Source organism: Trinickia sp. (genome assembly GCF_051953955.1).
GTDB lineage: Bacteria > Pseudomonadota > Gammaproteobacteria > Burkholderiales > Burkholderiaceae > Trinickia.
Genome location: NZ_JBQCIF010000030.1, coordinates 41,236 through 62,241, shown reverse-complemented (window position 1 = coordinate 62,241; position 21,006 = coordinate 41,236). Strand labels below are relative to the sequence as shown.

At 60.8% G+C, this 21,006-nt stretch carries 19 protein-coding genes and 3 pseudogenes; 9 read left to right on the top strand and 13 right to left on the bottom strand.

Annotation, left to right across the window (positions count from 1 at the left end; translation table 11 throughout):
* Nucleotides 1-76: 76 nt before the first annotated feature.
* Nucleotides 77-727, top strand: a complete 651-nt coding sequence (locus ACTHNZ_RS06265) for a TetR/AcrR family transcriptional regulator (protein WP_440541634.1) — start codon at nucleotides 77-79, stop codon at nucleotides 725-727.
* Between the two features lie 33 nt (nucleotides 728-760).
* Complete coding sequence (locus tag ACTHNZ_RS06260) at nucleotides 761-1,624, top strand: class I SAM-dependent methyltransferase (RefSeq protein ID WP_440541633.1); 864 nt, start codon at nucleotides 761-763, stop codon at nucleotides 1,622-1,624.
* A gap of 25 nt (nucleotides 1,625-1,649) precedes the next feature.
* Here ACTHNZ_RS06260 and ACTHNZ_RS06255 read toward each other — a convergent pair whose 3' ends face one another.
* Complete coding sequence (locus tag ACTHNZ_RS06255) at nucleotides 1,650-2,417, bottom strand: SDR family NAD(P)-dependent oxidoreductase (RefSeq protein ID WP_440541632.1); 768 nt, start codon at nucleotides 2,415-2,417, stop codon at nucleotides 1,650-1,652.
* 13 nt (nucleotides 2,418-2,430) lie between these two features.
* The gene (locus ACTHNZ_RS06250; protein WP_440541631.1) at nucleotides 2,431-3,165 is read right to left on the bottom strand and encodes an SDR family NAD(P)-dependent oxidoreductase; all 735 of its coding nucleotides are present in this window, start codon (nucleotides 3,163-3,165) and stop codon (nucleotides 2,431-2,433) included.
* A gap of 104 nt (nucleotides 3,166-3,269) precedes the next feature.
* Between ACTHNZ_RS06250 and ACTHNZ_RS06245 the strand changes: the two genes are divergently transcribed.
* Complete coding sequence (locus tag ACTHNZ_RS06245; RefSeq protein WP_440541630.1) at nucleotides 3,270-4,184, top strand: LysR family transcriptional regulator; 915 nt, start codon at nucleotides 3,270-3,272, stop codon at nucleotides 4,182-4,184.
* Here the strand turns inward: ACTHNZ_RS06245 and ACTHNZ_RS06240 are convergent, their stop codons facing one another.
* Together ACTHNZ_RS06240 and ACTHNZ_RS06235 are read right to left on the bottom strand one after the other, a co-directional pair.
* On the bottom strand, nucleotides 4,185-4,568 hold the full coding sequence (locus ACTHNZ_RS06240) for an ATP-dependent protease (protein ID WP_440541629.1): 384 nt from the start codon (nucleotides 4,566-4,568) through the stop codon (nucleotides 4,185-4,187).
* Nucleotides 4,569-4,839: 271 nt separating this feature from the next.
* Nucleotides 4,840-5,757 carry an AraC family transcriptional regulator N-terminal domain-containing protein gene (locus tag ACTHNZ_RS06235; protein WP_440541628.1) on the bottom strand — a complete coding sequence of 306 codons (918 nt, stop codon included), beginning with the start codon at nucleotides 5,755-5,757 and terminating at the stop codon, nucleotides 4,840-4,842.
* A gap of 184 nt (nucleotides 5,758-5,941) precedes the next feature.
* Between ACTHNZ_RS06235 and ACTHNZ_RS06230 the strand changes: the two genes are divergently transcribed.
* Nucleotides 5,942-6,940 (top strand): zinc-binding dehydrogenase, encoded by a 999-nt coding sequence (locus tag ACTHNZ_RS06230; RefSeq protein ID WP_440541627.1) that lies wholly within the window; start codon nucleotides 5,942-5,944, stop codon nucleotides 6,938-6,940.
* Nucleotides 6,941-6,943: 3 nt separating this feature from the next.
* The gene (locus ACTHNZ_RS06225; RefSeq protein ID WP_440541626.1) at nucleotides 6,944-7,573 is read left to right on the top strand and encodes an MBL fold metallo-hydrolase; all 630 of its coding nucleotides are present in this window, start codon (nucleotides 6,944-6,946) and stop codon (nucleotides 7,571-7,573) included.
* Nucleotides 7,574-7,669: 96 nt separating this feature from the next.
* Here ACTHNZ_RS06225 and ACTHNZ_RS06220 read toward each other — a convergent pair.
* From ACTHNZ_RS06220 to ACTHNZ_RS06200, 5 genes and pseudogenes are all read right to left on the bottom strand, one after another.
* Nucleotides 7,670-7,792: pseudogene (locus ACTHNZ_RS06220) on the bottom strand (IS66 family transposase); the annotation flags it as partial.
* A gap of 215 nt (nucleotides 7,793-8,007) precedes the next feature.
* Nucleotides 8,008-8,214, bottom strand: a pseudogene (locus tag ACTHNZ_RS06215) (EamA family transporter); the annotation flags it as partial.
* A 1,337-nt stretch (nucleotides 8,215-9,551) separates the two neighbouring features.
* Nucleotides 9,552-10,685, bottom strand: a complete 1,134-nt coding sequence (locus ACTHNZ_RS06210; protein ID WP_440541625.1) for a branched-chain amino acid ABC transporter substrate-binding protein — start codon at nucleotides 10,683-10,685, stop codon at nucleotides 9,552-9,554.
* 59 nt (nucleotides 10,686-10,744) lie between these two features.
* Complete coding sequence (locus ACTHNZ_RS06205) at nucleotides 10,745-11,818, bottom strand: ornithine cyclodeaminase (protein ID WP_440541711.1); 1,074 nt, start codon at nucleotides 11,816-11,818, stop codon at nucleotides 10,745-10,747.
* Nucleotides 11,819-11,879: 61 nt separating this feature from the next.
* The gene (locus tag ACTHNZ_RS06200) at nucleotides 11,880-12,911 is read right to left on the bottom strand and encodes a histone deacetylase family protein (RefSeq protein WP_440541624.1); all 1,032 of its coding nucleotides are present in this window, start codon (nucleotides 12,909-12,911) and stop codon (nucleotides 11,880-11,882) included.
* Between the two features lie 143 nt (nucleotides 12,912-13,054).
* On the opposite strand from ACTHNZ_RS06200, the gene ACTHNZ_RS06195 reads away from it, so the two are divergent.
* On the top strand, nucleotides 13,055-13,519 hold the full coding sequence (locus ACTHNZ_RS06195) for an Lrp/AsnC family transcriptional regulator (RefSeq protein WP_440541623.1): 465 nt from the start codon (nucleotides 13,055-13,057) through the stop codon (nucleotides 13,517-13,519).
* Between the two features lie 399 nt (nucleotides 13,520-13,918).
* On the opposite strand, the gene ACTHNZ_RS06190 is transcribed toward ACTHNZ_RS06195, so the two are convergent.
* Together ACTHNZ_RS06190 and ACTHNZ_RS06185 are read right to left on the bottom strand one after the other, a co-directional pair.
* Nucleotides 13,919-14,479: a hypothetical protein gene (locus ACTHNZ_RS06190; RefSeq protein ID WP_440541622.1), complete on the bottom strand. Its 561-nt coding sequence runs from the start codon at nucleotides 14,477-14,479 to the stop codon at nucleotides 13,919-13,921.
* 167 nt (nucleotides 14,480-14,646) lie between these two features.
* Entirely contained in the window at nucleotides 14,647-15,933 is a 1,287-nt protein-coding gene (locus ACTHNZ_RS06185) for an adenylosuccinate synthase (protein ID WP_440541621.1), read from the bottom strand.
* A 143-nt stretch (nucleotides 15,934-16,076) separates the two neighbouring features.
* Between ACTHNZ_RS06185 and gcvA the strand changes: the two genes are divergently transcribed.
* Nucleotides 16,077-17,036, top strand: coding sequence for a transcriptional regulator GcvA (gcvA, locus tag ACTHNZ_RS06180; RefSeq protein WP_440541620.1), 960 nt, complete (start codon nucleotides 16,077-16,079; stop codon nucleotides 17,034-17,036).
* Here the strand turns inward: gcvA and ACTHNZ_RS06175 are convergent.
* Nucleotides 16,957-18,336, bottom strand: coding sequence for an FAD-containing oxidoreductase (locus ACTHNZ_RS06175; protein ID WP_440541619.1), 1,380 nt, complete (start codon nucleotides 18,334-18,336; stop codon nucleotides 16,957-16,959). The two genes, gcvA and ACTHNZ_RS06175, sit on opposite strands and share 80 nt — an antisense overlap.
* Before the next feature lie 185 nt (nucleotides 18,337-18,521).
* Here ACTHNZ_RS06175 and ACTHNZ_RS06170 point away from each other — a divergent pair, with 185 nt between their 5' ends.
* Nucleotides 18,522-19,109 (top strand): hypothetical protein, encoded by a 588-nt coding sequence (locus ACTHNZ_RS06170; protein ID WP_440541618.1) that lies wholly within the window; start codon nucleotides 18,522-18,524, stop codon nucleotides 19,107-19,109.
* A 29-nt stretch (nucleotides 19,110-19,138) separates the two neighbouring features.
* Nucleotides 19,139-19,519 (top strand): annotated as a pseudogene (locus ACTHNZ_RS06165) (sigma-70 family RNA polymerase sigma factor); the annotation flags it as partial.
* Nucleotides 19,520-20,129: 610 nt separating this feature from the next.
* Here the strand turns inward: ACTHNZ_RS06165 and ACTHNZ_RS06160 are convergent.
* Nucleotides 20,130-20,978: a hypothetical protein gene (locus tag ACTHNZ_RS06160; protein WP_440541617.1), complete on the bottom strand. Its 849-nt coding sequence runs from the start codon at nucleotides 20,976-20,978 to the stop codon at nucleotides 20,130-20,132.
* Between the last annotated feature and the right edge of the window lie 28 nt (nucleotides 20,979-21,006).

The following is a 21,006-nucleotide window of genomic DNA, read 5'->3' as shown; positions in this document are numbered from 1 at the left end:
CATTGGCTTGCACATTTCAGGTACTGCATGGTATCGTAATTAAAGTATTGAGATACTGTCAAGTACTGGAATTGTCGTGACCGAAAGTAGACAGGGCCGGCGTGGCCGGCCCGCGAACGAGGCGCTTGCCCAAACGATCGTCGACGCCGCGGGCGAGCTCTTTGTGGAATTGGGTTTTCAAGCGACGACGTTGGACAAGGTCGCCCAGCGGGCGAAGATATCGAAGCTCAGCATCTATCGGCACTTCGAGAACAAGGAGGCGCTGTTCAGCGCGGCCATCGCGGCCGGCTGCCATCAGTTGTTTGCACCACAGGCCCTTCTTGAAGGCGTCGACGGTTCGGTCGAAGATCAGCTCATGGCGGTGGGATCGTTACTGCTTCGCACGCTGTTGAGATCAGACGTCCGCAGTGTCGAAGCCATGGTCATGGCCGACAAGACGAATCAAAACTCGTTGAGCAAGCTCCACTACGAAGCCGGCCCCGCCCATGTCATCGCCCAAATCGAGGCCCTGTTGCGTCAGTTGCATGTGAAGGGGGTTCTGAACGTGCCCGATCCTCTCCGGTCCGCCCGCTTGTTTGCCGCGCTTTTCAAAGGATCCGATCTCCTGATGATCGCGCGCTTCGATCAGGCGAGAGCCGAGGACGACAACGAAATCGAATCCTATTGCCGGTCGGCCGTCGCCATGTTCATCGCCGCGCACCGTGGCAACGACCGCGCGGACAGATAGTCTGGTTAAGAACGGATTGGAAAAGGAGATGGCATGGCAGAGAAGAATGTTTATCAGGTAGCCGACTGGAAGGGCCAAAGCGGGGAGCGCTGGGTCGCGTACCAGGCCCGGCTCGATGCCATGATGGCGGCCTTCGGTCAAGCCGCGATCGAAGCCGCCGCGCCCGCCGCGGGCGAACGCGTGCTGGACGTCGGCTGCGGCGCGGGCGCGTCTAGTCTGGATCTGGCCGCCCGCGTCGGCGCGGGTGGCCAAGTGCTCGGCGTGGACATATCCGAACCGCTGATCCGCCGAGCGCGCGCGCTTGCGCCACAGGATACGCCGGCCCTGTTCCGGGTGGCCGACGCCCGCAGCGCCGAGCTGCCCGAGGGCGCGTTCGACATCCTGTTCTCGCGCTTCGGAGTGATGTTCTTTGACGATCCTACGGCGGCGTTCGCTCATATGCGCCGTGCGCTCAAGCCGGGCGCGCGGGTCGCGTTCGTCTGCTGGCGCGGCATGGCCGAGAACGATTGGGTGCGCCTGCCGATGGGCGCGGTCAAGGGCATCGTCCCGCCGACGGCGCCGCCCGATCCCGAAGCGCCCGGCCCATTCTCGTTCGGCGACCGGGGGCGCGTGGCACGCATCCTGACGGCGGCCGGCTTCACCGATATCGCAATCGCGCCCTTCGATGCTTCCGTCCCGTTCGGCGAGGGCGGGACGCGGGACGCGGCGATCGACGACGCGGTGAAGATGACGCTCGAGGTCGGCCCACTGTCGCGTGCGCTCGCCGATCAGCCCGACGACATCCGCGCCCGCGCCTCGGCCGCGGTTCGTGCCGTCTTCGCGGACCTCCGCGGCGAGCGGTCGGTGATGATCGACGGCGCGGCATGGATCGTCATGGCACGCAATCCGGCAAGCTGACTTACCTTCATTTCCCGATGCGCGGTCAGAGCTTGTACCCGCCGCTCGCTTCAATCGTCTGGCCGGTCACCCAGTGGCCTTCATCAGAGGCCAGGAACGCCACGACGGCGGCAATTTCCGAAGGCTCGCCAAAGCGGCCCAGCGCAATCTGGGCCTCGACCGCCTTGACGAGTTCGGGATTCTCGCGAAAATCGGCGTTCGCATCGGTTCGCGTGAAGCCCGGCGCTACGGCGTTCGCGGTGATGCCACGCGGCCCCAGCTCGATTGCGAGCGTATGGGTCAGTGTATTGATCGCCGCTTTCGCCATCGAGTAGACGGGCGCAGCCGTGACGGGCTTCGTGGCGGCCGCGGAAGAAATGTTGACGATGCGGCCACCATCGGCGAGACGCTCGAGAGCGGCCTGAATGATGAAGAAGGGCGCGCGGGCATAGACGGCCATTAGGGTGTCCCAGCTCTCCGGCGTTGCCTCCTTGAAGCCAAGCCAGCCGGAATTGCCGGCGTTGTTCACCAAAATATCGAGGGCCTTGCTTCCGTGCCGCTTGGTGAACTCGTCGTCGAGTCTTTCGAATAAGGTTGGGACGGTCGCCGGGTCAACGAGATCGGCGTGGATTGCGAACGCGGTGCCTCCCGTTTTCTCGATGGCCGCGATCGTCTCGTCCGCGCTGGATTTGCTGGCGTTGTAGGTCAGTGCGACTGTCGCCCCGTCGTTTGCAAGACGTTCGGCGATGGCGCGGCCAATGCCCCGCGATGCTCCGGTAACGAGCGCCGTTTTGCCCTTTAGTGATTGCGTCATCTGATTTTGCTCCTCAGAGTTGAGCCAAGCCGCCGTCAACGGCGACCTCGCTGGCGGTCATGAAGCTGCTGTCCGGCGACGCAAGAAAGGCGGCCACGGCTCCGATCTCTGCCGGATCGGCCATACGCTGGAGCGGCGTCATTGCACCGTAGGCCTTCTGGCCCTCTTCGCCCAGCGCCTCCTTGGCTAGTTCGGTCGCTGTCGCCCCGGGCGACAGCACATTTATCCGGATGCCGGTTCCCTTCAGGTCCTCCGCCCAAGTCCGGGCGAGATTGCGCACCGCGGCTTTGCTCGCGCTGTAGGCCGTGAATCCCGGGGCGCCCGTGGTGCCGGCGCTCGATCCGGTCAGGATGATCGAACCGCCCGAGTCCATCAGCGGCAGCGCCTTCTGCACCGTAAAGATCGTCCCTTTCACATTCGTGCCGAAGATGTCGTCGATGTGCTCGGCGGTGATCTGGCCGAGAGGAAGCGGGCTTCCCGTCCCGGCGTTGGCGAAGACGATGTCGAGGGTTCCGCGCTCCGCCTTGACCGCCGCGTAGAGCCGATCGAGATCGGTTGGATCGGAGACCGAGCCCTTCACCGCGCGGACATTGGGTCCAAGGTCGGCCACCGCGGCGTCGAGCGCCTCCTGCCGGCGGCCGAAGATGAAGACGAAAGCGCCTTCCTCGATGAAGCGCTTGGCTGCGGCGCGGCCGATGCCCGTTGCGCCACCGGTGATCACAGCGGTCTTTCCATTCAGTCTGTTCATGTCATGCATCCTTCGAAACGAAAGCGACAACCCCGATTCTGGCGTGCTTGATTCATGAAGCCAATTGACTGAATATCTATAAGTACCATCTACTTTCTAGATACATGCTCGACAACGTCACCATCAATCAACTTCGCGCGTTCGTCGCCGTGTGTGACCAAGGAAGCTTTTCCGGGGCCGCGCGGGAACTGAGGCGTGCGCAGTCGGCGATCAGTCACGCGATCAGCGCGCTCGAGAATGCCTTTGACGTGATGCTGTTCGAGCGCAATACGCGCAGAGCGACGCTGACGGCGGCGGGCCGCAGCCTCCTGCCTGATGCGCGCGGCGTGATCTCACGCACCGAGGAAATGAAGATGCGTGCGGTTGCGATTGCTGAGACCGGCGTCCCGCAAGTCTCGATCGCGGTGGATACGTATTTTCCGCGGGCGCACCTGATTGAATGCCTGCGCACACTGCAGGCGGACTTTCCAACGATTGCCATCAATCTGCGCATGACGACCATGCAGGGCGGCGAGCGGTTGGTTCTCCAAGGCACGTGCGGATTGGCGGTAACGATCACGGACGTGCCCGAGGTCAGCCCGGGCACCATAGAACGACATCATTTATGTGATGCGCAAATGGTGACCGTCTGTGGGCCATCGCATCCGCTGGCCGCAATGGCGAGGCCTATCCCGCGGGAGGAATTCGGCCGGCACATCCAGCTCGTCGTAACCGACAATCAGCCGGATGCCGAAAAGACACAACAGGGGGTCGCCAGTGAACGCCAGTGGTGGGTGAACGACCTCGGCGCAAAGCACGATCTACTCAGAGGAAGCTTGTGCTGGGGGCACATGCCGCGGCATATGGTCGAGGAAGACCTGGCCAAGGGGACACTTGTCGAACTGCAACGACGCGCATGGCACATGCGGCCGCTCACGTTCATGATCTCGCAGCGGCGCGGGTACTCGTTTTCCGGATGTGAGACACGGCTGGTCGAACTTCTTGGCAATCGCTTCGAAACCCTCGACGGCCGGCGATGATCAGAGATCGCCGCGTACTTCGCCGGTTCCCAGGACGTTCCGCCGGTGGTTGACTGCTTCCCAAACCTCATTGCTGTCGTCATTGCGCAGCAGGATCACCCAGTCCAGTTGATCGTTGGTTATGCCGAAGTAGTCGAGGATTTCCTTGCGAATGGCATCGAGGAACTGCGCGTATTCCGGGGTTGCTTGGGCCTGTGCGTGCAAAGCGTCGTATGCCGCATCGTCCGCGCCACCGCCGTGCTCATCGATGTACCGCGAGATCCACTGCTCCCGTTCGTAGTCGTAGTCGGCCTCGGCGCGCATCGCTTGCATGGCCGTGTAGAAATCCAGTTCGGCAAACGCGGCGATCGCCGCCGCTGTGGCCTCGTCGAATGCAGGTGTCATTTCAAATCTCAGGTTTGCCGTGGTGCATCATCGCACGGCTGCGGCTGGACGGGGGCGGGGGCCGGATAGGCAGTGGGGCCCTGAGCGCTGCATGGGCGAGTGCAATGGACGCGGCCCGGCCGGCGGCGGTCTGTAGGCGACCCAGTTCAGTCTTCCGTTCCACGCGTATGAACGTCATGACCGAACTCAACACCAGTCACTCCAGGCGTCGTTCATGCCCGAGCCTGCGCGCGACGCGGCCCTTGTTGTGACGGACGCTTGTCTGCCACGACTAGCCGGCGGGGACCGCGGCGTGCGGCATCAGTTCGGTTACATCGCGGTGCGGTGGCGTGCCGAATTGCCTCGCGTATTCCCGGTTGAATTGGGAGGGACTTTCATAGCCCACTTCATAGGCAACTGTCGACGCATTCAAGCCCTTGACCAACATCAACCTTCGAGCCTCGGTCAGGCGCAGCCACTTCTGGAACTGCAGCGGACTCATCGATGTGAGGCGCTTGAAGTGGTGGTGGAAGCGGGACACGCTCATGCCCACTCGGGCGGCGAGCTCAACGATGTGCAGGGGCTCACGAAAATGGTTTTTCAGCCAGTCGATGGCCCGAGCGATGCGCTGGTTCTGATCGGCAATGGAAGCCATCTGCCACACGTGGCCCTTAACGTCGCTGCGAAGTAGGCGATAAAAGATCTCGCGCTGTAGCAGTGGGGCTAGTACTGGCAATAACTCGGGCTCGTCCAACAGCCCGATCAGTCGATCCAAAGCAGACAGTAGCCCTGCCGTCGTCTTGCCCAACACGATGCCGGGACCGTTGGCCGCCCGCTCCCGGAGATGCTGCAGGCCGGTCTCCACGACTATGTCACTGATCGCACGCGAGTCGAGTCGCAACACCACGCTCAGGAACGGCAAGTCGAGCGAAGCCTGCGCAACCTGCATCGCCACAGGCAAGTCCAACGACGTGAGCAAAAAGCGATGCCTGTCGTAGGTGTAGACCTCGGAGCCCAGCCACGTTTGCTTCACGCCCTGAACCGGCACCGCGATGGCGGGTTCCATCAGGCAGTCGAAGGGCGAATCGGCGTGTGTGTGCCGGTGCAAGGTCAGGCCTGCAATCGCAGGCCTGTACTGCTCGGCGTCGCCAGTCCACCGCGCGATTCGCGACGCCAAGCGGCGTCGATATGTCTCGAAGTCGTCGTCCATGGACCCAACTTTAAGCGTGGGCTCCGCCTTCATCAAGAAGATTGGCCTGACCTCAGGAGGATTAGGCAATTTTCCGGGAGCATCCACCTTCCGCGACCGATCGGGTCGGGCCAAACTGCATTGCGTGCACGACAGGTGTCGTGCCAGGCGTGATCGCCGTTCTGAATACCGCAAAGGAATCCCGATGAAAGCTCATGTGTACCGCCGAAACGGCGAGCCGACCGAAGTGCTCGGCTTCGAAGACATCGCCGCCCCGGCGCCACCTGGTCCCAACGAAGTCACAGTCCGCATCACCAAGCGCATGGTGCATCCGCTCGACGACTTGATGGTGCGCGGCTACATTCCCGCGCCGATCCCTGCTGAGGGAACTGTTCCCGGCGGCGACGGTGTCGGTGTCGTTGAACAGGTGGGCGCGGGCGTCGATCCCGCCACCGGCATCAAGCCGGGCCAACGTGTGATGCTCTTCCCGGCGAGCGGTACGTGGTCGGAGCGCGTGGTCGCGCCCGCCATGGCCGTCATTCCGGTCCCGGATGATGTCAGCGATACGACCGCGTGCCAGATTGCCATCAATGGCATCACCGCGATCGTGCTCATGCGTGCGGCACTAGCTGCCTCCGGCGGCGCGCCGTTGCTGGTCACGGCCGCCGGCTCCGGCGTCGGCCACAACCTGATCGCGCTGGCACAGATGCACGATGCCAAGGCCATCGCGCTGGTGCGCAGCGACGCCGGTGCAGCGATCCTGGCGCCCAGCGTTCCCGGCGTAGCCGTCGTCAGCTCGGAGCACGACGGATGGGCTGCCAAGGTGACCGCCACAGGCGGGCAGGCCCCGGCCGTGGCGATCGATCCGATCGGCGGCGAGATGAGCGCCCAACTTCTGAACGTGCTCGCCGATGGTGGCACCTTGCTGACCTATGGTGGCCTCGACCCACGACCGTCGGCGATCTCCACGATCCCCCTGACGGTTCGGCAACTGACGTTGAGGGGGTTGAACGCCTATGGCTGGCTTGCGAGCACGCCTGTGCAACGTGCATCCGACATCGCCGACCTGTTCGAACTGGCGCGCCGGGCGCCGCAGAACTTCGCGGAATACCGCGAGTTCGTTTTCACGCAAGCGACCGAAGCGCTCGCTGCGGCCCACGCGACGCCGCGACGCGGAGCGACGATCTTGACTTCGGAAACTTGAACCATGCAGCAGCTCTTCCCTGACCTCTGGCAGACGCAGACGGAACATCCGTTCCACGGCGTCACCTCGCACGCCTATCTGCTGACGCGGCCGGAAGGCAACATCCTGTTTTACGGCACCGGTGTCTTGGAGGAGCTGCAGCCGATCAAGGATCTGGGCGGGATCGTCCGCCAGTACCTGTCCCACCGGGACGAGGCCGGGCCGGCACTGGCAACGATCAAGCAGACGTTCGGGTCGGCCCTGTGCTGCCACAAGCTGGAGGCCAAGGCGGTCAAGTCGTACAGCCCCATCGACGTGACCTTCGACGCGCGCGAGACGCACCTGGGCAACATCGAGGTCATTCCGACGCCGGGGCACACCTCGGGCAGCACCTGCTTCATGTACCGCTCGCCGCACGGCAAGACCTATCTCTTCACCGGTGATTCGCTCTTCCCCAAGGGGCAGTCTTGGGGAACGCTGATCTGGCCCCTCTCGGGAGGGCGAAAATCCAGTCTCAGAGCCAGTCTTGGCCTGTTGCGCGAACTCGATCCCGACGTGGTGATTGCCAGCGCCTGCCAGGGCCCAACGCCGGTCTCGATGACCTCCGCTGATGAATGGCACGCCATCGTGGACGGTGCTATTGAACGGCTATAGCCATACGGCCGCGTTGATCTGATGGAAATTAGCACCGTCGCAAATTTCGTTGACGACAACGATGTGAACTGTCCGCGAATGGGATTGATGCGTGCGGAGACTGCCCAGCCAGTAGCCCATGGTGCCCGGCTCGATTTCAACGCCGTGGCGCGCGTACATGACCGACTGACGGTAGAACGCGATAAGGTACGCGAATTTCGACACGGGGAACGGTACAAGTCAGATGCTTACTGAGAGAGCGTCGGAGGGACGCGACATCTACCGCATGCGTCCCTTTGTGAGTCGGAAACGGCCTTTCAATAAATCGTCGTAGATGTCTGTTCCTGACCGACCCCGGCCAGACGTCGACCAGCGGGCGAAGTCGGCCATAGTCCGGGCCGCGTCGGACAGCTGTCGACCCACAACGGTCCTACGCCGCCCTCCAGAGCGGACGGTCATGCGCTACGGGCCAGCATCCACCCGAGCCTTCCGCTCGCCAAAGCTGTTCCGAAGAGCACGATCGCGCATCCAGCGATCATCACCAATGTGATCGCCTCCCCCAGGAAAGCCGCGCCCCAGATCATTCCAAAGATAGGGATGAGAAAAGTGACAGACGCAGCGTATGCGGCACCGACACGCTCAACCAGCCTGAAAAACAACACCGAGCTCCGGTGCCGCCACACGCATAAAAAGAAACGATGCGCCCCAGATAGCAGCAAGCACGAGCAGTTCGATTACGTTCATTGAATATGTCGATCCAGTGGTTGAATAACAATAGGCACTTGCATTCGTCACTTCTGCAAGGCTGCGAGTGGCGGGTGCACGAGTGAACCGCGCGACAATGCTTCGTCGCGATGGAGATCGGGGCCGTTAAAGATCGCCTCGCCCGGGACACTCAAGGCACCTTCGCTCTACGGGCCGTGAACTCGGCAGACTGGGGTTATTCGCGTTGCGCTTCGTGGCGACGCCAAACGTGCAACGTTGCATAAGCTCGCCACGGCTGCCATCGTTGGGCGTGTTGGTTAAGTGCTGGTGCGCTCGAATAACCTAGCTGCTTCTTCAGTACGGCATCGCCGTGCGCTTTGATCTACGCATTCGGTCGAGCGGTCGGTTTCGGCAGGTAGGAATTCTCGCCAATGATGAAGGGAAGGATTCGGGACGAAGAGGCCCGCGAGCGGTTGATCCTATGGATCCGGCGTCGCATGGACGAGTTCGGCATCACGCCGCAAGTTCGCCGAGTCTCGAGTGGTCGGCCACCGAGAAATCTTCCATGCCAATTATTCCGCTAGCGATGATCACGAAACGCGCTAGCGGTATGCACGAAACCCGCTAGCATCGGCTATGTCCAAATGCAGCCGTGCGGCGGCAGACATGCCGTCATCGCAGCGCTGCGAGCGCTCGATCGACTTGATGCCCAGAGGGCCGGGCCCGAGCGCGACATCGCCGTCGCGCTCGGTGAACGTGGCCGAGAGGGCACAGCGCCTTCGCGAGAAACCGTTGTTAGCGCAATTTGAGACGACGATTCGGCTGCTATCAGGTTTCCTGAATGGCGCTGCAAATATTGTGGCTTAATCGCCAATTCGCGAGTGACACCCGTAGGAAGAAGAAATTTAATGAAATCAAAGGCTTGAGATGCCTTCTCGCTAGCACATTTCGTGATCATCGCTAGCGGAATTTGCGGATCTCAACACCGGATAACCCCGAACTGATGGATCTCCTTGATGGATCAAAAGCAGATCCCCTCCCGGAGGTGCGATTCGCATCGAACTTTGACCACGACGCATGAGTTTTCAAACGTCGCAAGAAAAGGAATCGCGAACGCGAAGGGATTGCATAGGAAATTTGAAGCAGGAGGGCATAGGTCATTGACCACAATCGCCACGCGTGCTAACTCCAGTTATCTTAATAGCCTATCTGCAATGTCCATATCGGAGCGCCATTTGACCGTTCGTCGAGGTGCTCCCATTTCAGCGAACACCCCGTCGTCGCCTACACTGCATTACATTCGAACCACGTCAAGAAGAACCTTCTTGCCATCCCTATAAGAAAAGATAGATATCGCACCATGCCGGAGATCCCCCTGCGGCGTAAAGCTCGTTTCGCCAATCACGCCCTTGTAGTCTGTGGACGGCATCGCTGCGAGGATTTTAGTCGGATCGATCGAATCTGCTCGCTTCATCGCGTCGACGATAATGTAGACCGCATCGTAAGAAAACGGAGCGTAGACCTGCAGCGGCTGGTGGAAACGCGCCTCGTATTTCCGCGCAAACTCTACTCCGCCCGGCATTTTCTCGAGGGCCATGCCTGCCTCCGAGCACACAATGTTGTCCGCTGCCAGCCCGGCGAGCTTGACCACATCGGTCGAGCAAACACCATCGCCGCCGAGAATCTTCGCTCTCACGCCCAGCTGCCGCGCCTGTTTAGCGAACGGTCCACCCGTTGCGTCCATGCCGCCATACATGATCGCGTCGGGATTTTCGCCCTTGATCTTGGTTGCGATTGCTCGAAAATCGACGGCCTTGTCATTCGTTGCGTCTCGCGACAACACTTTTACGCCAACGGCGCTGGCCGCCTTTGCGAATTGATCGGCAAGCCCCTGTCCATACGCGGTCGCATCGTCGACGATCGCCACGGTCTTCACCCCCAAGCTCTTCGCCGCATACATCGCCAGCGCAGGACCTTGCTGGGAATCCGTCGCGACGACGCGATACGTCGTATTGAATCCTTGCTGCGTGTATGCAGGATTCGTCGCGGCCTGAGAAATTTCGACCACGCCGGCTTCCTTGTAGATCCGCGACGCGGGGATGGTCGTACCCGAGTTCAAGTGACCAACCACGCCCACCACCTTATCGTCGACGAGCTTCTGAGCAACCTGTGTGGCAGTGCGAGGATCTCCCGCGTCATCTTGGGGATCCAGTTGCGGCGTCACGCGCTTTCCGCCGACGACAAGCCCCTTGGCGTTAATTTCCTCAATGGCGAGGCGAGCACCGTTCTCGCTGTCTTTGCCGAGATGGGCGATTGCGCCGGTAAGCGGTCCAACATGGCCAATGCGCACGATGTCATCAGCATTCGCTGCGAAAGGAAGCGTAAGGACCGCCGTTGCGATCAGGTGGCCCAGTGTGTTTTGTCTCATTCCCATGTCTCCTTTGATGCGCGCGCATGCACGGGTGCGCGCGCGGATTTTTCGTGCCTTCAATGGCGAACAACTGCCTGTGCCGATGAAATTGGCTTCGCGTGCTCGCCAAGCGCGCTGCTTACTGCCATGCCGTACAAATCTTTCGGATCGTGCGGTGCCGGAATGAGATCGAGTTCAATGCCGATGTTCCGCTCTCGCGCGGCAGCATAGAGATAGCGAAGCGCCGAGAAGTCTTCCAGCGCAAAGCCTACGGAATCGAACACCGTTACCTGCTCGGGCGACTCTCTGCCCTTATCTTCGCCAGATACGATTCGATGAAACTCGACAACGGGGAACTCGGCCGGCAATTGCTGAATGTCGCCCTCGATGCGCGTTTGCGGCTCATATTCGACGATGACACGTGCGCGCCGCAGGACATCCGCATGCAGTTCCGTCTTACCCGGACAATCGCCACCTACGGCGTTGATATGTACGCCCGCTTCGAGCATGTCTGGCGTCAAAATCGTCGCATTGGTCTTGTCCGCCGTCACTGTCGTCACGATGTCCGCGCCGCGCACGGCTTCCGCGGTGGAGCCGCTGCGAACGATACGAAGGTCCCTAAAGCGCTTCAGATTGCGCGCGAGCTTCTCGGTCGCCGCTTCATCGACATCGAATACGCGAATTTCGTCGATACCCAGCATCTCGTGAAAGGCGATGGCTTGGAATTCGCTTTGCGCACCGTTGCCGATCAACGCCATCGAGCGCGAGTCCTTTCTTGCTAGAAAACGCGCGAAGAGCACGGAGGTCGCGGCAGTACGAATTGCAGTCGTCAGCGTCATTTCGCTAAGAAGCAAAGGGTAGCCTGTATCGACATCCGCGAGCACGCCGAAGGCCATCACCGTCAGCAAGTCCGCCTTGGTATTCTTCGGATGGCCGTTGACGTACTTGAACGAGTACAGTTTTGCGTCCGACGTGGGCATGAGTTCGATGACCCCGTCGAGCGAATGACTCGCTAGCCGAGCTGTCTTTTCAAACGTATTCCAGCGCCGATAGTCTTGCTCGATGTAGCTCGCCATCGAGGCGATGACACCCGTTACGCCTACTTCGTGGATCAATTTCGAAACATCGTTGACATCGATATATCGCGTCATGTTTAGTCCCTCTGAGTTTTCCTGAGTTTCATATAGCGCGGCGTAGCTGCCCCAAGCCTCGTCACACTTTGCCCTCGAAGCCAAGTAGGACGTTTACCGCGTTGATCCCGATCTCATCCACCATGTAGCCGCCCTCCATCACGAATAGCGCGGGGAATCCGAACCGCGCGATGGTTGCCCCGATGCGCAGGTAATCGGGTGTACGCAAGCGAAAGTGACTGATGGGATCGTGCTCGAACGTATCGACGCCTAGCGAAACGACCAGCGCATCGGGTGCATGCCGCGCAATCGCGGAGCCGGCCAGACGCAGCGCGGCCTCGTATTCGGTCATCGCCGTGCCCTTCGGCAAACCCAGGTTCAGATTGAAGCCCTCTCCCGCCCCGACGCCTCGCTCATCGGCATAGCCCGAGAAATACGGGAAACTCACTGCCGGATCGCCGTGCAACGATATGAACAGGACATCGGAACGGTCGTAGAAGATCTCCTGTGTGCCGTTCCCATGGTGAAAATCGACATCGAGCACGACCACGCGCTTGGCGCCTTGCTCAATGCATCGTTGTGCTGCGATCGCTGCGTTGTTCAAGTAGCAATAGCCACCCATGTATTCACGACCGGCGTGATGGCCGGGGGGGCGGCATAGAGCGAACGCCGCGCGCGAGCCGGTGGAGAGGCGATCCGCGCCGGTCAACGCAGAGTTCGCGCTCGCGCACACCGCGCCCCATGTGCCGGCGTTAATGGGTGAGCCTGCATCCATCGAAAAGAAGCCAAGCTTCCCGTCTATGAATTGTGGCAGTTCGTGGCTGGGCAATCCGCTTACGGGCCATACGAGCGGCAGCGCCTGGCAGGTGCGGCCGGTTTCCATCCATTCGCTCCATGCGGTTGCCAAAAATTCGACGTACCGCTCGCTGTGCGCGCCGATATAGGCTGAGCGGTCGTACGATTTCGGAGCGATGACGTCGCCCAATCCTGTGGCCATAACCTGCGCAAGAACGGTCTCGGCACGGGCGGGTTTTTCGAATGATTCAGAAACGACGCCGTCCTTGAGTTCGACGCCGTGATGCAAGCGATGATCGCTGCTGTAGATGGTGAGCATGTTTGACTACCCGGTTGACGGTAGCAAACAGTCTACGGACGACCGGGTGCAAAGATTTTGCTTTCCATATCGGCTGAGGCTAGACTAGTGGATAATTTATCTACGAAACGCGGAAAGTGAGCACAAAAGGTCCAAAGGTGGAAATGGATACGGTCGACCGTTCAATGTTGCGCCTGCTTCAGGATGATGGCTCGCTGTCGAATGCAGCCCTGGGAGAGAGGCTCTCGCTGAGCGTGACGCCCTGCTGGAGGCGGAGGAAGCACCTCGAAGACGCGGGCGTGATTACGGGTTATCACGCGAACATCGATCGGCGCGCGGTCGGCCTGGATCTGCTCGCCTTTGTGCAGATCCGAATCAATATTCACTCGGACAAAACGGCTGACAACTTCGAAGCTGTGATCCGTGGTCGGCCCGAAGTTCTGTCGTGTCACAAGATTACCGGCGACGCTGACTACATCTTGCAAGTCGTTGCACCCGATCTCGATGCGTATGGTGAGTTCGTTGAACGCGTGTTGCGGCGGCAAGCCGGCGTTGCGTCAATTCAGTCGAATCTGGCGCTGCGCGAAGTGAAGCTCTCGTCACGCATTCCCATACCGGATGAAAGCTAGCTCGCAGCGCCCGGAACCGCGTCCCGTATAGATGATTTTCACGCACCGTCTTCTCGTTCGCATATTTTAAGGTCACTGCAGGAGGAATTTGCGAACACGAAGCGAAGCCGTTAAAAAGCCTGGGAAGAGGTCATACGGAGGGGTATCGTCTCTCTACTCTAACCATGAGACGGGAGCCGCCATGCGCGCGATCGTTCTTGAGTTTTGAAGTTGGCGATGGGAGCGTGGTCAAGCGAATCGAGGTCATGTGGCGCAACCGGGTCCCTGAGGACCCCAGACCTCTGAGGACGTGGGACTGTCGCTTGCTGAAGGCAAGTCATTTATCCATTGCATCCAGCAGCTGATCCCGTTTCCTTCGAAGAAAACGAGAGGGGAGAACTCACCGCGATGTATCGCGAGTTACGCCCCGGTACGAAGGTCCATCGATGGGGCTTCATCAAAGGAGTGAATCTTCGACCTGCCCAATGCGCAGCCGATCCCCGAGCCGCCCAAAGTCGTGCCGCCCCGCCCGGGCAAGCAGCGCCAAAGCGTGCGCGGTGGAAATCCCTGCCCGGAAGCCGGCTGGTGGTATACGCACGCCATGCAAAACAGCCGGCGATATTTCAAGCAAGGAGAACCGATGCCGGTTATCGAGGGCAGCAAGTGGGGGGCAACGTATTGGATTTGGGAGCCCAGCCAAGCCTGCAACTGCGCGGTGCCGCCCGGCGAGGTTTTCTGCCAGCGGCGCAGCACCGTGGCGCGCAGGGAACGGAACTCGGCGACCACATCGTCGATGCTGAATCCGTGCGACAGGTGATCGTCCGCGTGCAGGCGCGCTACCCGGTCGAAGTTGGAATTCGGGGCGTCCTTATCGCCGCGCGATTTGGTTTCCTGCTGCGCGGCGCTCTGCGTCTCACGCATGTCCGTCGCGATCGCCGTGAGGATGTCAGCCGCCGAATTACGCAACTGTGCTTCCGTCAACTGGCTGTCCTCCTGACGAGCGCGAGCGCATAAGTGGTCCAGTCGTCCACCAGACCGGGAAGATCGGCATCAATGAAGTCGGCGAGGTTCATCGGGATCTCCAGCAGATTTCGACCTCCGCGGTCGTACAGAATGCGTTGGCCGGGACTTGAATCGCGACCCGGCTGCTACGCCTGATACGGATCGCGCCGCACGATCGTATCGTTGCGCTCCGGGCCCGTCGTGATCAGGGATAGCGGAGCGCCGGCGATCGCTTCGACGCCTTTCACGAAATCGCGTGCTTCCCTCGGTAGATCGTCGAAGTGCCTTTGACCTTTGACCGGCACTGACCATCCCTTGAAGCGTTCATACACCGGTTTCGCGCGCGATTGGGCCGCTAGGCTCGCCGGTAAGAAATCGGCGCGCCGTCCGTCGATGTCATAGCCGATACACACTTCGATGAAGTCGAGTCCGTCCAGCACGTCCAGCTTCGTTAGGGCCAATGAATCGATGCCCGAAACCTTCACGCTTTGCCGCAATTGTGCGCCGTCCAACCAGCCACAGCGGCGTGGTCGCCCGGTGTTCACACCGAATTCGCGGCCTTTGTCCCTGAGCATTGCGCCAATCTCATTCCAAAGCTCGCTCGGAAAGGGACCCTCGCCCACTCGGGTCGCGTAGGCCTTGGTGACTCCGAGTACATGCCCGAGCCGCGAAGCGCCGACCCCCGCCCCCGTGGCCGCCGCTGCGGCGATCGTGCTGGAGGACGTGACGTAAGGATACGTGCCCCAATCGACGTCGAGCATGGCTGCTTGCGAACCCTCGAAGAGAATCTTCTTGCCCTCGTCGATCGCTTCGTTGAGGTATGCCCATACGGGGCGGACGAACCGAAGCACTCGGGGCGCGATGTCACGGAGGGCCGCCAACATGGAATCCGCGGAAAACCCATCGAGCCCGAGTCCTTTGAACCAGGCGTTGTGATGATCAACCAATGCTTCGAGCTTTTGCGCCATTGCGTCTGGGTCGGCAAGATCGCAAACCCGCAGGCCGCGACGACCGACCTTGTCCTCGTATGCTGGGCCGATCCCTCGCAGGGTGGTCCCGATGGGTTCGCGCCGCAGTTTCTCCTGTGCGAGATCCACTGCTCGATGGATGGGCAACACGAGCGTTGCATTTTCCGCGATTGCGAGGTTGTCGGGCGTCACGGTCAGGCCGAGTTGTTCCATGCGAGCGATCTCGGCGAGCAGCGCCTCAGGATCAAGCGCGACGCCATTTCCGATCACGCCACATTTCCCTCTGACGAGGCCGCTCGGAAGCAGCGCGAGCTTATAGGTTTTTCCATCCACGACGAGCGTGTGCCCCGCATTGTGACCGCCGTTGTAGCGCGCCACGATGTCTGCCTCTGCGGCCAGCCAATCCACGAGACGTCCTTTTCCTTCATCGCCCCATTGGGCGCCGACCACCACGATATTCGGCATTGTGTAGTACAGTCCGTGTGAGAATTTGAGACACGGTCATTCGTTACTGATGACCATTTACCCGGAATATAGGCCGTAGTAGTACATGGAATCAAACGATTAAACCTGACGAGTCATGTGAGAAATTTTCACGCGAACGAATGATGGCCCGCAAACTTCCACCGTTGAATTCGCTACGTGCTTTCGAGGCGGCTGCGCGCCTAAGCAGTTTTTCACTCGCCGCGGATGAGTTGTGCGTGACGCATGGCGCGATCAGCAGGCACGTCCAGCAGCTAGAGTTGTGGCTTGGGCATCCCTTGTTCGAGCGATATAACAGGCGAGTCGTGTTGACCGACGCTGGGAGCAGCTATCTTGCGGAGATCGGAGCCTCGTTTGATCGTATCGCGATCGCTACCGCGCAGCAGATGCAGCGCGGGCAACAGAAAGTGCTACGCGTAAGCGCGCCGGCCACTTTCTCCTTGCGCTGGCTCGTGCCGCGGCTCTCTTCTTTTCAGGTCGTCAATCCGACAATCGAGGTACGGCTTTCGACCTCGAGCGAGCCGATCGAAAAGTTGCGCGACGATATCGACATCATCATTCGAGGCGGCCCACAAAATATCGACGGATATGTCGCCGAGGAATTTCTTTCCGAGGTGCGTCTTCCGGTGTGTTCACCGAAGATTCTCGAGGGCAAGCCGCTGAAAAAGCCGAGCGACCTGGCCCACTTCACGCTCCTGCATGCCGCAACCTACCCCAGCATGTGGCCCGATTGGCTCGCGCAAGCCGGCCATGCCGATCTGAAGCCGCGACGATCGCTCACGCTCGAGCATTTCTATTTGACGCTGCAAGGCGCACTCGACGGGCTCGGCGTGGCAATGGGACCCACCGCCCTGGTGGCGGACGATATCGAAGAAGGGCGGCTCGTGCGTCCCTTTGAGGGGCCGGCGCTTCCGCCCTGGCGGTATGTCGCCTACGTCGCAGCTTCTCGGTTCGAGGATCGAGCCGTGCAAGCATTCATGAGCTGGCTCAGAAGTACCGGTGGCGCTACCCCACAGGCTGCAAATCCTGAAGCATCGTCGGCACGAGTTCGCTTACGGTCGGATGGATATGCACCGCGCGGCTGATCGTGGTGTACGGTGCTTTCGCGTACATCACGTCGAGCAGCGAATGCACCACTTCGTCGCCGGTCACACCAAGAATCGAGGCGCCGAGAATCGCCCGGGTGTCCGCATCGACGATCACTTTCATGAATCCCTGGCTCTCGCCTTTTTCCACGGCGCGTCCGACGCGCGTCATCGGCCGGGTGCCCACCAGCAGCTTACGGCCTGACTGTTTCGCTTCATTGAGCGTCATGCCGACACGGCCAAGCGGGGGATCGATGAACAACGCGTACACCGGGATGCGGTCGGACACCATGCGCGGGTCGTCGTCGAGCAGGTTGGCCGCAACGATCTCGTAGTCGTTGTACGACGTATGGGTGAACGCGCCGCGGCCGTTGCAGTCGCCCAGTGCCCAAATGCCGGGGACGTTGGTGCGTAACTGTTCATCCACCTCGATGTAGCCGTGCGCGTTGGTCGCAACTCCGGCTTTCTCCAACCCGAGATCGTCGGTGTTCGGCGCGCGCCCGACAGCGAGCAGAAGATGCGAGCCCGCGGCTTCCCGTGCCCCGCCGGAGCAATCCAGTCCGACGACGATCTTGTCTCCATCGCGTCGCGCGCTCAGGCAGTTGGAGTCGAGTTGGACATCGATCCCCTCGGCCTCGAGGATTTCCCGCACGGCCTGCGACACGTCCTCGTCCTCGCGCGGAATGAGGCGCGGCCCCCTCTCCACGATCGTCACGCGCGACCCGAAGCGCCGGTACATTTGGCCGAACTCGAGCCCGATGTAGCTGCCGCCGACTACGATCAGGTGCTCCGGTAGGAAGTCGACTTCCATCATGGTCGAATTCGTGAGGTAGGGCACCTGATCGAGCCCTGGCATGGACGGAATCAGTGCCCGTCCGCCGACGTTGATGAAGATCCGTTCCGCTTCGAGCAATTCCCCGCCGACTCGCACGGTATTCGCGCTTTCGAAGCGGGCATGGCCCTCATAGACCGTGCAGTGCTCCAGGCCACGCATCCAATTTTCGACGTTGCGGCTGGAGCGCTCCGAAATCTGATCTTTGCGCGTCTTCACCTGCTTCATGTCGACGGTGACCGGCCCACCGATCATGACGCCGTACTCGGCAGCTCGCCGGGCGAGATGGGCAGCATAAGCGCTGGCTACGAGCGTCTTGGTTGGGATGCAGCCGGTGTTCACGCACGTTCCGCCGAACCGCGCCCGTTCGATGACGGCGACTTTCATGCCCGCTCCTGAGAGCCTCGCGGCGAGTGCGGGGCCGGCCTGTCCGGTACCGATGATGATTGCGTCGAAGCGTTGACTCATCGTGCTCTCCTTTGCGGCTTGGCCGCCATCGGACGGCGTTTTCGCCGCTGGGTTGCGTTCGTTCCTGCTCATGGTGTCGGTGTCGTTTGCGCGCGCACTGACTCGAGTACGATTGATTCTTCCTTCGGGCGTCCGTATATTTGCATGCCAAGCCGCAAGCTGCGCGAGGGTGCGCCAACTCCAAGATGAAAAAACTTCTGCCGCTCGCCGTGTGCCTCGCTTTTACGGCGGGACATGCCATAGCCGCAAGTTCCTCTACCGCCGAGATGCGCAAAAAGGCTTGGGTCGCGACCAAACACGAGCCTAGCGACATCGACGGTGTCGATTGGGTTGCGTCATACGAGCCCGGCCCGCTACGCGCCGCTTATCGCGCAGAGACCTTATGCTCGCTGCCGCTCAACGACCCGTACGTGATTGAACGCGATGCCGACAAAGGCCTGGTTTTTCTGAAAGATCAGCATGATCGAAGGGTCAAGGAGTACGCGATCCCCGGCGGGCGGATACGCGCGATCGTCCACATCAAATACGGTACGAATGCTCCCGACCGGGCCGACCTGGTATTCACCGACGGCCGCGGCCGAAACCTCGTGCTGATCCATACGACCATCGAGAATGCCGGAATATTCACGAGCAGCGATGTTTATCCGCTTGCATACCGGCACGGAAAGGTAATCGACAGCCATCATCTGATAGATGACCCCACCTTGGCCAAAAGGGTCGCAATGGGCGTTTCGCTCTATCGCGAGGCGTCGCAGGCCGCCCGTTCGAGGTAGAGCGTGTCTCGCTGAGCGAACTGCTAAGCCACTTATTCGTCCGAGCCTACCGTCTGCCGGGGCCGATCGAACAGGCAAGCGCGTGGCTTTTTCGCGTCGCCCGCAACCGCATCATCGACGGCTTCCGCAAGAAAGAGGAACAACCGCTCGTCGATCTGTCCGACGGTGATGCCATCGCGGACGAAGACGACTACAGGCTGGATCTCGCACTGCCCGCTCACGATGCCGGCCCCGAAGCGCTCTACGCGCGCAGCGTCGTGCTCGAGGCGCTGCAGACGGCGCTCGACGAGTTGCCGGCGAATCAGCGCGAAGTGTTTATCGCGCACGAACTAGAAGGGCGAAGTTTCAAGGACATGGCGGCGGAAAGCGGCGTGGCGATCAACACGTTGCTCGCACGCAAGCGCTACGCCCGCTGCCTACCGCTGCGCGGCGGCCCGTTCTCGAAAAACGGACGGGTTATGCCAGTTCGGCGAAGAACCCATGAAGTCGTCGAAGTAGGCAATGGCGATCGACGGTTCCTCGATCAGATTTTCGCGGAACGATTGCCAGATCTTGATATCGTCGAATTTTTCGGATGGAGCGACGAACTGGCCGCATTCCTGCGCGATGACTTTGCGCACGAGTCCGACGCAGAACATCGTCGAGGCAAAACCCGTTGGCCACCACTTTGCGATCGCGTTGCCGTTGCGTGCCGCTTGCTCTCCCTCGATACCGGGCACCGCGTCGATCGCATGCGCCGCCAGCAGTCGCGCAAGCAGAGACCCGACGAGGAACTGAAAATAATCCGGGGTCTTGCGGCGGGGATCCGCAGCATGACTCTCCACGATTTGAGCCCACCCGAAGAATGCGGTCACGAGCGCGCGCTCGTTGATCTCGACGGAGATGCCGAAATCCGAGGCCATCGCTTTGCAGTGCTCGTGAAGCAGCTCGTTGAATGACGAGTGCCTGGTGGCTGCTTGCCAAACGTTGCGTCCGCGGCCTTCAATGGTCGTGCTGCGCTCGCGCATGCCAAAACCCCCATCAAAGGAATTTCATGATCGATGCGAATTCTTGCTCGAGCGCCGCTTCCGATTTTCGCTCGTGTAGAAGCTCGCGAAATCTCGGCTCGCGGGCACCGAGAATGTCCGCGGCGAGGCTCACCGCATGGTCGGGATCGACAGGGAGCGAATCCGGGCAGGCGCTTCTTGCGCACCCGAGCAACCCGAGCAGCAGGAACACGTAAGCGTTCGGCTCGGCGACCAGCCACCAAGGCGCGAGGACGTTCGGGAGTTCGACGAACCGAGCACTGCGGATGGGATGTTTGTCGATCAGCGATAGGCACAGGCGCGCGAATACTCGGCACACTTCGGCCAAGGTGCGCAATGGCGGGGCGACGATGACTGCCTCGGACGACGACAAGCCGCGAGAAGCGTCGCAAAACGCGACGAATCCCTCGTTGATGCGATGTTCGAAGATCAAGACGTCCGCCGCGCCGGCGCGCAGAATGAAACGCTTCGCAGCAGCGTAATAGACGGCCGAATAACTTCGAACGCGCTTCATATCGTCAGCGCAATGCATGAGCGATTCGACGTCGATGTCGAGATCGACGGGAAGCTTCCAGTGGTCTTGCAGCGGCGGAATGGCGTGGCCGGCATAAGTTTCGGCCGTTTCGAGCAGCGAATCGGCGAAGTGCCCGACCGAGCCGAGAAAACGCGGCAGCGGTGGGCGCCCGATCGCCGATTGCCGAGGTGGCGTTCCGCTTACGGCCGAGTCCGTGCCCGGAACGTTGCGCGCCGTGTAACGGAACTGCCTGGCGCAATCGACGAGCGCAAGATGGATTTGATTCAAATCCGGGCCGATATGACGGGGAATCAAGGGCTTCGCTTCCATGTTACCTCGGCGATGCGGCGTTCGAAGT